This window comes from Halococcus morrhuae DSM 1307 (assembly GCF_000336695.1).
Taxonomy (GTDB): Archaea; Halobacteriota; Halobacteria; order Halobacteriales; family Halococcaceae; genus Halococcus; species Halococcus morrhuae.
Map to the genome: position 1 here is coordinate 80,498 of NZ_AOMC01000161.1, position 11,657 is coordinate 92,154.

Annotated in this window: 9 protein-coding genes and 1 tRNA gene; 5 read left to right on the top strand and 5 right to left on the bottom strand. The window is 64.8% G+C overall.

The genetic code is table 11. The annotated features are described in order from the left end of the window. Positions 1–25 precede the first annotated feature (25 nt). Positions 26–148, top strand: coding sequence for an HVO_2523 family zinc finger protein (locus C448_RS16960; protein ID WP_275039137.1), 123 nt, complete (start codon positions 26–28; stop codon positions 146–148). On the opposite strand, the gene C448_RS14850 is transcribed toward C448_RS16960, so the two are convergent. Continuing rightward, positions 121–789, bottom strand: a complete 669-nt coding sequence (locus C448_RS14850) for a TVP38/TMEM64 family protein (RefSeq protein WP_049916384.1) — start codon at positions 787–789, stop codon at positions 121–123. The two genes, C448_RS16960 and C448_RS14850, sit on opposite strands and share 28 nt — an antisense overlap. A gap of 80 nt (positions 790–869) precedes the next feature. Here C448_RS14850 and C448_RS14855 point away from each other — a divergent pair, with 80 nt between their 5' ends. Next, positions 870–1,223, top strand: a complete 354-nt coding sequence (locus C448_RS14855) for a DUF5830 family protein (protein WP_004055938.1) — start codon at positions 870–872, stop codon at positions 1,221–1,223. Here the strand turns inward: C448_RS14855 and C448_RS14860 are convergent. Further along, entirely contained in the window at positions 1,207–2,382 is a 1,176-nt protein-coding gene (locus tag C448_RS14860; protein WP_004055939.1) for a DUF7115 domain-containing protein, read from the bottom strand. The two genes, C448_RS14855 and C448_RS14860, sit on opposite strands and share 17 nt — an antisense overlap. An 84-nt stretch (positions 2,383–2,466) precedes the next feature. Here C448_RS14860 and C448_RS14865 point away from each other — a divergent pair. Further along, a tRNA-Met gene (locus C448_RS14865) sits at positions 2,467–2,589 on the top strand. 161 nt (positions 2,590–2,750) lie between these two features. On the opposite strand, the gene C448_RS14870 is transcribed toward C448_RS14865, so the two are convergent. From C448_RS14870 to C448_RS14880, 3 genes are all read right to left on the bottom strand, one after another. Beyond that, complete coding sequence (locus tag C448_RS14870) at positions 2,751–3,620, bottom strand: FxLYD domain-containing protein (RefSeq protein WP_160162799.1); 870 nt, start codon at positions 3,618–3,620, stop codon at positions 2,751–2,753. A 105-nt stretch (positions 3,621–3,725) separates the two neighbouring features. Then, a complete protein-coding gene (locus C448_RS14875; RefSeq protein ID WP_004055941.1) occupies positions 3,726–5,933 on the bottom strand; it encodes an LUD domain-containing protein in 2,208 nt (735 codons plus the stop codon). Beyond that, positions 5,930–6,433 carry an LUD domain-containing protein gene (locus C448_RS14880; RefSeq protein WP_004055942.1) on the bottom strand — a complete coding sequence of 168 codons (504 nt, stop codon included), beginning with the start codon at positions 6,431–6,433 and terminating at the stop codon, positions 5,930–5,932. Before C448_RS14880 ends, C448_RS14875 begins: the two co-directional genes overlap by 4 nt. 168 nt (positions 6,434–6,601) lie before the next feature. Here C448_RS14880 and C448_RS14885 point away from each other — a divergent pair, with 168 nt between their 5' ends. Both C448_RS14885 and C448_RS14890 read left to right on the top strand, forming a co-directional pair. Beyond that, on the top strand, positions 6,602–9,730 hold the full coding sequence (locus tag C448_RS14885; protein ID WP_004055943.1) for an FAD-binding and (Fe-S)-binding domain-containing protein: 3,129 nt from the start codon (positions 6,602–6,604) through the stop codon (positions 9,728–9,730). Between the two features lie 147 nt (positions 9,731–9,877). After that, the gene (locus tag C448_RS14890) at positions 9,878–11,623 is read left to right on the top strand and encodes an Nramp family divalent metal transporter (RefSeq protein ID WP_004055944.1); all 1,746 of its coding nucleotides are present in this window, start codon (positions 9,878–9,880) and stop codon (positions 11,621–11,623) included. Positions 11,624–11,657 lie beyond the last annotated feature (34 nt).

An 11,657-nucleotide genomic window follows, 5' to 3' on the forward strand; every position in this document is an offset into this window, starting at 1 on the left:
ACCTGCGCGCCGACGAACCTCTCGTATGAACGACTCTGCCAACGGCCGCCCCTGCCCGGCGTGTGGCACCGGCATGCAGCGCCGCCACTGCAAGTACGTCTGTCCGCGCCACGGCGTCGTCTACGACTGTTCCGATACGTTCTGGTGAGCGCGGCGATCCCGCAGATACTCGTAGGCCGGGCCGGCGAGCGCGAGAACGGCGATGGCACCCGCCGCGAGCCCGAGTTCCACGCTTGCACTCTCCAGGCCGGCGACGGCGAGCGTCGAGAGCGAACTCCCAGCGAACACCGCCGCGACCGTCCACGGCACCTCGCCGACGAGCGTGCCGAGGAGATATCTCCGGAGTCCTACCCCTGACAGCCCCGCGCCGACGGAGACGGGATCGGCCGGTAGCGGCGCGAGCCGGGCGGCGGCCACGCCACGAGCGCCGCCGGTCCGTGCGAAGAACCGCTCGCCGGCGTGGCCGATCCGGCCGAGTGCGCTCGCATCGCCCGCGTAGCGGCCGAGCACGTACGGTGGCAGACAGGTGAGGAGCACGCCGGCGAGGGCGAACGGCGTCCCGACGAGCCCGTAGCCGTAGCCGACCACCGCCGAGCAGAGGCTCATCGGCCACGCGACGAGCGGGCGACCGAGATAGAGCCCGACGACGACCAGCGCGAAGACGAACGGGCGCGAGCGGAGGCCGGCGATCCGATCGAGCAGCGCGCTCGGCGAGATCGTGAGCGCGGCGAGCGCCACCACACCCACGATGGCCGCGACCCCCGCGAGACGCCGACGAGCGCGTGACACACCCGAACCTGTATCCTGGGCGAGAAGCCGGTTTCGATCCGTTTCGCACGACGTTTAGGCGTCGGCGACCGATCGCCGCCGTGAGCGATGTCGTCGAACTCGGCGTGAGCCTCCTCGCGAACTTGGACGACGACGAACTCGATCTCGCCACGGCGATCGATCGGCTCGAAACCGTCACGAGCGATCCACACACGACGCGTACGATCCTCGACACGGCCGAAAAACGTGGCATCATCGAGCGCGCAGATGGGCGCATCCGGGTTCGCTCGGGTGGCTTCGTCCGATTCGAGCGCGACGTCGTCACCAGAGAGGGCGAGTTCACCTGCCGGCGCTGTGGTGCATCGATCACGACGGGCTACTTCGTCCAGTTCGACGCCGGCGAGCACGGCCCCTTCGGCTCGTCGTGTATCAGAAAAGTTATCGGTCGTCGTTGAGGTCGGCGATCTCGGCCAGCCGTTCGAGCGTTTCCTGCTGTCGTTCGAGCAGTTCCGTCTGGCGCTCGACGTGATCGCGTAGTGCGTCGACCTCGTCGGTCAGTTGGTCCACGTCGGCGGTTCTGCTCTCGTCCTTGCCTTCCGCACTGGCGGGCCTGCTGTCCGGCTCGTCGTCCGAATCGCTCGATCCACGGCGCGGCTCGGACGGCTCCCGACGCGGCTCGACCGACCGCTGATCGGGTTCGCTCGGCTGGTTCGGCTCGGCCGGTTCGTGGCTCGATTCGGACGCTTCGGGGATCAGCGGCTCCGTCGACTCGTCGGGCTCGAAACGGGATCGCGATGGCTGCTCCGTCGGCTGGCCGTCGGCTTCGTCGCCGTTGCGGTCGGTGGGTTCGTGCCGCGCGTCGTCGGGGTCACGAGCAGGCGTTCGATCGGCCGGCTCGGCCGGTGTCGGGTCTTCGGTCGTTCGATCGGCTGTCTGGTCGGTGGGCGTCCGGTCGGTAGCCGTCGGCTCCGTCGTGCGTTCGGTGGCAGTCGATTCGGCCGTGCGATCCGCGAGCTGATCGATGCTGGCGACGCCGTGGTATGCACAGAGCGCGTCTTCGAGGGTTTCGTAGGCTTCGCGTCGGCCATCGCCCATGAGATCGATATAGCGGGGTCGGCCGTCGACGTCGATGCGGAGATCATCCTCGAAGCGGAGGTCGGTGATCCGGTCGTAGTCGTAGCTATCGTGTTCGCGGTCCCAGACGGCCTCGCCGACGGCGGTGAGCAGCTGTCGGTCGGTGACGATGAGCGTTCGATCGCCGAAGCGATAGCTCTCCTCGATCTCCTCGTCGGGCTCGATGCGGTCGGTGGTCCGGAGCACGCCCGCGAGCACCGGCGGGAGGATCGTCTCGATGCGCTCGCGCGGGGCCGAGAACGCCTCGACGCCGTGTTCGTATTCGAAGGCGAACGTCGCCTCGCGGCGGTCGGCCGAGACGTCGAAACGACTGACGTCGTGGGGGAACTCTTCGATCGATTCGCTGCTGAACAGACCCGCGGCGCGGTAGACGAGCGTCTTCGGTGGCGTGACGTAGACCCGGTCGTCGCCGCCGACGTTCACACTGGTCATCCGTCGCTCGTCGGCGAGGCGCTCGCGGACGATCCCGGGAACGTCCATGGTGCGACTGTGCTATCGATCGTCAAAAGACTGCCGAAGCCGAGATGGGAAGGTTAATGAACGCGAGTCCAGTACCGATCGGTAGCCCGGGTGGCTTAGCTGGACATAGCGCCGCACTCATAGGGTTTCGAGAGCGGTTTTCCCCCGAGGCTGTCGCCTCGGACCTGGGATATGCGGAGATCGTGGGTTCGGAGCCCACCCCGGGCACTTACCTTTCGTTTCTCATGCCCACAGTGACACGGCTAACCACGAGATAGTTGCCGATGAAATCCTCTGACGAGCCCAAAACACGAAGACAAAAAACTGCTAACCGCGGCTGATCTCACCCCTCATTAATTGTACTGTCCGATATCTGTTTACTTCATTCTCTACAACGTGGTCGCATAGAGGTCGTAATCCGAGATGCGAGTTGCATCCTGTGTACTGTATGCTATGTATTCGAGCGAGGTTTGCCATGATTCGCCTGCCGGAAGTTGCTCAAGGCTGTCGAGTCCATCGCCCAACGCGATGCCATCACCATCGTAAAACACACAGAATGCCGATGGCGAGACTGCACTGTCCGATGTGTTTTCGATACGAAGTGAGAGTGTTGGCTCCTCACCGCTATTCAGGTTCTCCTCAGCAACCTTGAGCGAATCCGGAATCCCGAGTTCAGTTTGGAACGTGTCGGCACTCGTAATCTCAATCTCGCCACGTGCCGGCTCTTTTTCATCGAGATACGGTGCGTGGATCTCCCACTGTGTTCCGGGTTTGAGGAACGCAATACTCGTCGTCGTGCTGGTGAGAATTGAATCCTCGCTATCGTAGAATGACACTCTCGCTTCGGGGAGTCGGAGAACGTCGTTGCCTGTATTTTCAACCAGGCCACTCATGTAAACATCGGTTCCATACTGACCTTCTTCGACGACGAGTTCAGTGTCGGTAACGTTGGTACTTCCCGATCCACCGCCACCAGAGGGTGTGAGAGTGTCGGCTTCACTCATTTCGGTTCCTCCAGCGGTTGTTGGCTCCGTCGTATCTGCAGCCTCTTTCGACGTCGCTTCAGACCCCCCTCCCGTTGCTGCAGTATCCGTGCCTTCACTAGTATTGCCGTCGGTACTAGCACCGCTGCTATCGTTTGTTGCTTCACTACTTCCGTTTCCACTACTGCTGTTGTTGCCGCTTCCGCCACCGCTACAGCCGGCGAGACCGAGGCTCGTTGCAGCACCAACCATCGCTAAATACTTCCGTCGATCCATTCTCAACGGAAAAACACGTTGGGTTGTGATAATGGTTTCGTTCGCATCAATACAGAAGAGTCTCAAAGAGCGAGAAAGCTACCGTCTCGACGGGTAGGTCGAGAGCTATTGGTCGGGATCGAGCAACTGCACCGGATGCCGGCTCGGCCGTTCCAGCAGCGAGTCGAGCTGTTCGAGACAGGAGGTGCCGCTCGCGACCACGGTCCGATCGCGTGCCTCCTCGTCTTGGAACTGGGTTTCGAGCTCGCTGCCGACGTCCATGCTCAGCTCGTAGTATTCGCGCTTGTAGCCGAACGAGCCGGCCATCCCGCAGCATTCGGTCTCGGAGGTGAGCACGTCGTAGCCACGGTCTTCGAGGACGGCCACGGTGTGGGCTTCGAGCCCGAGGGTCCGCTGCTGGCAGTGGCTGTGGTAGGCCACGCGCTCGCCGTCGCCGGCCGGCAGGCTCTCGCCATCACCCCCGTTCTCGAGCAGGCCATAGACGTACTCCATGATCTCGTAGCTGCTGTCGTCGAGGCGCTCGGCCGATCGATCGGGCAGGAACTTCTCGTACTCGCCGGCGAATATCGCGAGATCGGAGGGTTCGATGACGACGATATCCCGCCCCGCATCGATCCGTTCGGCGAGATCGGCGTAGACCTCGTGGGCGTGGCGCTCGGCCGTCGCGAGCATCCCCTGCGAGAGCGGCGCGCGCCCGCTCGATGCGACGTCGGGAACCTCGACTGCGACCCCGAGCGCTTCGAGCACCCTGACGGCGGCCTTCCCGCGCTCGACCTCGATGTGGTTCGTGTAGGCATCGGGGTAGAGCACCGCCTCGCGGTCGGCGTCGGCCGGCGACACGCGCGATCCTCCCCGGGAGTCGAACCATTTCCGCAACGTTTCGCGCTCGAACTGCGGAAGCGAGCGCCGACGATCGATGCCCAGAACGCGCTCCATGAGCGCCCGCGCGGGGGCGGTCCCCGCGATCCAGTTCGATAGCGGTGCGGTGGCGCTCCCGACCTCCGCCAGATCGGCGTAGTTGCCGAAGAACCGTTTCTGGAGGTCCACGCCACCCGGTTCTTCGTCGGGCGTCAGCCCTTCGACGAGGAAGTCGAACTCCGTGGTCTCGTCGTGGTTGATGCGATCCCTGACCACCTCGTTGATCCACGGGATGTCGATCTTCACCGGGCAGTTGTTGACACAGCGCGAGCAGCCCGTACAGAGGTCGTTGAACTCCGCCGCACTCTCCTGTCCGTGGACACCCGCCTCCCAGCCCGTGGCGATCCCGCCCGAGTAGGTCTCGCCGCCGAAGGCGTGGCCGCCGACGTGCTGGAAGTTCGCACACGAGTTCGCACACGCGCCACAGCGGATGCAGTAGAGCGTCTCGCGCAGTTGATCGTCCTCGCGCATCGCCGTCCGACCGTTGTCGAGCAGCACGAGATGGAACTCACGGTCGCCATCCGACTCTGAAAGGGGTGTCTCGGGCTCGTCGAACTCCAGCGTCGGCGTCTCCACGGGCGGCGAGAGCATCGTGACGTACTGGGTGATCGGCTGGCCGGTCGCCGAGCGCGCGATGAGTTCGACGAACGGCTGGAGGTCAGAGAGCGTGGGGATCAGCTTCTCTACCCCGGCGACAGCCACGTGTGTATCCGGCGTCACGGCCGATTTCCGGGCGTTGCCCTCGTTGGTGACGAGCGTGATCGTCCCGCTGTCGGCGACGACGAAGTTCGCACCGGTCATCCCGACGTCCGCATCCCGAATTCGCTCGCCGAGGTAGTCCCGGGCGAACTCGGTGAGCTCCTCGGGCGTCTCCAGGGGTTCCTCGGGATCGAACTGCTCGTTGAACAGCTCGGCGATGCCCTCGCGTGATTTGTGGATTGACGGGCCGACGATGTGTGATGGCGTCTCGTCGGCGACCTGCAGGACGAATTCGCCGAGATCGGTCTCGTAGACGTCCACACCAGCGGTTTCGAGGTGGTCGTTGACGTCGATCTCCTCGGTCGTCATCGACTTCGATTTCACGAGCGTCTCGGCGTCACCCGCCACGTTCTCGATATACTGGTTCGCGTCGGTGGCGTCCTCGGCGAGATAGACGTGGCCGCCGTTGGCCTCGACGCTCTCGGTGACCGTGTCAACGAGTTCGGGCAGTCGCTCGATGGCGTCCTCCTTGATCTCTCGGACTGTGGTCCGCAGCTCTTCGTACTCGTCGAACTCGTCGATGGCGTCGTACCGGTTCTCGTTGAAATGGCTCGCGTTCTCGCGGACGTTTTCGCCCTCGGTGTCGAGCAGGTGACGGATCTGCTCGGCTTTCTCCCGTCTGGTTTCTGCACTCATCGTTCGAGCACGACGACGTGCACTTCGGCAGGGCCGTGGACGCCCTCGACCATCTCGCCCATGTCGGCGGTCGCGCTCGCGCCGGTGGCGAAGACGTAACTGTCTCGCCCGGCGGCGAACTCCTCGCCGAGCCACGCGAACGCCTCGTCCATGTCGGCGTGGAGCTCCTCCTCGCGCAGGACAGCGACGTGGCGCTCGGGGTAGAGACTCACCGGCTCGCTGCCCGCCGCGTCGGCTGCGACCGCGAGCGAGCCGTAGGTGGCGATACCCGCTCCGACGGGGGTGACGCCCGTCCGTGCCGATTCGAGCGCTGCGGCCGTGGGATCGACCGTCACCGCGGTGTCGGCGAGCGAAACGTCGTCGAGACCCAGCGGAACGCCGACGGCCGGCTCGCGGATCGCGTCGTCGAGCGCCCCGGTGAACCCGTCGCCGTCGGTTCGTGTCGTTGCGACGTCCAACCCGTCGAGCGACGATTCGAACGTCGTGAGAACGTCACTCATCGTCCACCGTTCGGAACTGAACTATATCGGCCTTTCGCGGAACCGTCGTCATGCGATCCGATCCAGACAGCGTACGCCCGTGTCTCGATCGACTGCCACCGAGACGAATCGATCGATGGTGAATTCTCCGATGCCTGTTTACCGTCCGGGGACGAACCGTGTGCCATCGTGACGACCGATTTCGCGCGGCGATCGGCCGACGACCCAGCGGACGACGCGAACTACGACTATCGCGGCGGCGCGGTCGCCCGCCCGGCGCTCGTCGACGAGCTCGAAGCGCGTGTCGACGGCGACGTCCGCTTCGACGAGTATTCGCGCAACCTCTACGCGACCGACGCGAGCGCTTACGAGATACCACCCATCGGCGTCGTCTTCCCGGAGTCGACCGCCGACGTCGCCGCCGTCGTCGACTACTGTGCCGACCAGGGGATACCGGTGCTCCCGCGCGGCGGCGGGACGAGCCTCGCCGGCCAGGCCGTCAACGAGGCGGTGGTGCTCGATTTCACCCGCAACATGGACGAACTGCTCGCCGTTGACCCCGAATCTCGGACGGCCACCGCCCAGCCGGGGATCTATCTCGCCGACATCGACGAGGCGCTCGCGCCCCACGACCTCAAGTTCGCGCCCGATCCGGCCTGGGGCGACAAGAGCGCGCTGGGTGGAGCGATCGGCAACAACAGCACCGGCGCGCACTCGCTGAAATACGGCAAGACCGACGCCTACATCGAATCCTGCGAGGTCGTCCTCGCCGACGGAACTGTCACCGAGCTCGGCGAACTCACGATCGAGGAACTCCGCGAGTGCGCCGACCCCGAGGGCGATCTCGAAGCGCGCATCCACGCCGAAATCGCCCGCATCCTCGACGAGGAAAGCGACGCGATCGAGGAGGCCTATCCCGATCTGAAGCGCAACGTCTCGGGCTACGATCTCGACATGCTGATCTCGGATGCGGCGGACGGCACGGTGAATCTCGCGCGCCTGCTCGCCGGCAGCGAGGGCACGCTCGCGATCGTCACGGCGGCGACCGTCGTGCTCGAACCCGTCCCCGAGACGAAGGCCATCGGCCTGCTGACCTACGACTCGCTCGGTGACGCGATGGAGGACGTCGAACCGATCCTCGAACACGATCCTGCGGCCGTCGAGGTGATGGACTCCGTCCTCCTGGATCTTGCGCGCGATACCAGCGAGTTCGCCGACGTGGTGGGGTTGCTACCCGACGGGACCGACTCCGTCCTCCTCGTCGAGTTCTACGCTGACTCGGATAGAGATGGAAAACAGCAGGTCGCGGATCTCGTCGCCGACCGCGTGGGCAGCGAGTCGGACGCCGAGCCGAGCGATGGCGCGCACGAACTGACGGAGAAACGACGGTACGCGAACGCGGCGATGGAGGCCCACGACGCCGACACGCGCGCGCAGTTCTGGAAGATGCGCAAATCCGGACTGCCGATCCTGCTCTCGCGCACCACGGACGCAAAGCACATCTCGTTCATCGAGGACTGTGCCGTTCCGGCCGAACACCTGCCCGACTACGTCGCCGACTTCCAGGCGATCCTCGACGAGCAGGACACGTTCGCGAGCTTCTACGCCCACGCCGGTCCCGGCGTGCTCCACGTCCGGCCGCTCATCGACACGAAAACCGTCGAGGGGCGCGAGCGGATGGACGCCATCGCTGAAGCCGTGACCGATCTGATCGTCGAGTATGGGGGTTCGGTCTCGGGCGAACACGGCGACGGCCACGCGCGCACGAAATGGAACCGGAAGCTCTACGGCGAGGATCTCTGGGAAATCTTTCGCGATCTCAAATCGACGTTCGATCCCGACTGGCTCCTCAATCCGGGACAGGTCTGTGGGCTGCCCGACGATGTCGGCGATAGCGACGCGCCGAGTCCCACTGCGGATCTCCGCTTCGATTCGGAGTACGAGTTCGATGCGGGCTTCGAGACCGAACTCCGCTGGGAGAACGAGAACGGTTTCCGGGGGATGGCCGAGCTCTGTCACGGCTGTGGCGGCTGTCGCGGCCACCAGTCCACGACCGGTGGAACGATGTGCCCGACCTATCGCGCCGCCGAAGAGGAGATCCTCTCGACGCGCGGGCGGGCGAACCTGCTGCGCGATGCGATGAGCGGCGACCTTGATCGTGGGGGTGATGCAGTCGACGTCGAGTTCATGAACGAGGTGATGGATCTCTGTATCGGCTGCAAGGGCTGTGCGAACGACTGTCCGAGCGAGGTCGACATGGCGAAGATGAAGGCTGAAGTCACCAACGAGTACCACGAGCGCCACGGCGCGAGCCTGCGCGACCACCTGTTCGCGAACATCGACTCGCTCTCGGCGTTCGCCAGCCGGCTCGCGCCGCTGTCGAACTGGGGGACCGAACTGCCGGGCGCGCGTAAGGTGCTGGAGAAGGCGGTCGGTATCGCCACGGACCGAACGTTGCCGACCTTCCACGCCGAGAGTTTCGAAGAGTGGTTCGAAGCGCGCGGCGGCGCGCAGGTTTCGATTACTGACGCCGACAGGAAGGTCCTGCTCTTCCCTGACACCTACACGAACTACAACCATCCGGAGGCTGGCAAAGCTGCCGTGCGAGTGCTCGAAGCCGCCGGTGTCCACGTCGAACTACCCCTTGGTGTCACCGATAGCGGTCGGCCCGCCTACTCGAAGGGGTTCATCGGGCAAGCGCGTGCGGCTGCTGAACGGAACGTCGCCGCCCTCTCGCCGCTCGTCCGCCGGGGCTGGGACGTGGTCGTGGTCGAACCCTCCGACGCCGTCATGGTCCAGTACGACTATCCGGACCTGATCCCGGCCACCGATCGGAGCGTGCCGACGGGTACCGTCGCCGCCGGCGGTAATGGGCAAAAGCCGGCCGCCGATGGGGGCGAAAGCGATGTCGAAACCATTGCCGACAACACCTTCGGCGTCTGCGAGTATCTCGACCGATTCCGACTCGACGAGGCGCTGAGGTTCGGCGAACGGGACGAATCGCTCACCTACCATGGCCACTGCCATCAGAAGGCCACGAAGAAGGATCATCACGCCGTTGGCGTTCTCCGGCGGGCGGGCTACGCGGTCGACGCGCTCGATTCGGGCTGCTGTGGCATGGCCGGTTCGTTCGGCTACGAATCGGAGCATCTCTCGCTGAGCCGCGCCATCGCCGACGTGCTCTACGAGCAGGTCGACGAGAGCGACGGTGATCGGGTCGTCGCGCCCGGTGCGTCCTGTCGGAGCCAGCTCGGCGAACACGAGGGCCAGGAGCCGCCACATCCGATCGAGATGGTCGCCGACGCGCTCGCCGATTGAATCGCCGGCGATCGCCGCGATAATCGTATAGAATTATTTATATTTTCCGGAACGTTTTTGCAGTATCGAGTCTCTTGTTGACTAGTACCATGCGGCAAATACTGCCATCCGGCGTGTGGAGCAGGCGACCGTCGACGGAGGGGACGAATGACTGACGACGAGGACGAACCGGTAGCGGAGCCCGAAACCGACGGCGGTGTCGCCGATGCGGACGTCTACGCTTCGGAATCGGAGGGCAGGGAGTACCGCGAGTCGGTCTATACGCCCGTCGACGACGATTCGTTGGAGGAGGCTCCGGCGACCAGCGAGTATCCGAAGTCGGATGGCGGTGGCGGGTTCCGTATCGCCGACCTCCCGAAGGTGCCGAAGGTCTCGCACATCGTCGGGCCGAGCGCCATCATGCTCGGCGCGTCGCTCGGCTCGGGCGAGACGATGTTCTGGCCGACGATCGTCGCCGAGGGAAGCTGGGGGCTCTACTGGGCGTTCTGGGTCGGCGTCATCACCCAGTTCTTCATCAACACCGAGCTCCAGCGGTGGGCGATCGCCACCGGCGAGAGCATCTTCCAGGGGTTCAACCGGCTCAACCGCATCTGGCCGCTCTTTTTCCTCGTCTTCGGCTTCTTCCAGATCGGCTGGCCGGGCTGGGCCGCGACCGGTTCCGAGGTGTTCGCGGCCTGGACCGGGATCGTCCCGCGGGCGGACTGGTATCTCATCGGCGTCGTCTCGATGGTGGTCATCTGGCTTTCCTATCAGGCCGGCCCGCTGGTCTACAACGTCATCGAGCGCGCACAGATCGCGCTGATGCTTCTCGCGGTGTTCATCGGTATCGTCCTCATGTTCACGCTCAACACGTTCGGCGAGTTCGCCAATCTCCCGGCCGGCGCGGTCAACTTCGGCGCGCTGCCGTCGGACGCGGACTTCGACATCGCCACCTTCCTCGGCGGGCTCGCCTATGCCGGTGCTGGCGGCTATACGAACCTCTCGCAGGGTGTGTGGGCACGCGAGAAAGGCTACGGGATGGGGGCGTATCAGGGCCGGATCAAGAACCCGCTCCGTGGCTCCGGCGAGACGGAAAGTCAGGACGGCAGCTACACCTTCGAGCCGACCGACACCAACATGAAGCGCTGGCGGGCGTGGTGGAAGGTCACCCAACGTGAACACTTCCTCACCTTCGTCGTCGGCGTGATCGTCGTCGCGACGATCGTTATGTCGATCGCCGCCCAGTACGCCGGCGGCGGCGAGTTCGGCGGCAGCGGCGTGGCGATGTGGCTCGACACCATCATCCCCGGTCTCGGCGGCGGTATCAGCGCGTGGCTGCTCTACGCACTGCTGTTCATCGCGCTGTTTAGCACGCAGTACGCCCAGATCGAAGTATTCGTCCGCAACAGCGCCGACATCGTCTACCAGAAGATCGGTCGCAGCCGTGGCTGGGACATGAGCTACATCTTCCTCGGGCTGCTCACGGTGTTCACGCTCTGGGGGATGGCGATCATCGGCTTCCAGGTCGCCCAGCCCTGGATCATCCTCGTCATCGGCGCGGCCGCCGCCGGCGTGATGATGTGGCCGTACAACGCGCTCACGATCATCCTCAACACGACGCGGATGCCCGAACACACCCAGCCCGGTTGGGCCAGGATTCTCGCCATGTGGTGGGCGACGGCCTTCTTCGGCTTCTTCAGCATCCTGCTCATCGGCGAGACGCTCGTCACGCGCTTCGGCCTCGACGCCTTCGGCACGACCGTCACCGTCATGGGGAGCGCCCCCGGTGGCTACGCACTCTGGCTGTTCGCGCTCGCCGTCCAGATCTACACGATGTATCGCTCCGCGCGCGCGAAGATCGACGCCAGCGGCACCGTCGAGGACGCCGACGAGGCGTCGGGCTTTCTCGCCTGAGTGCCCCGACGTTTTTCCCGCTGGTCGCGTAGAG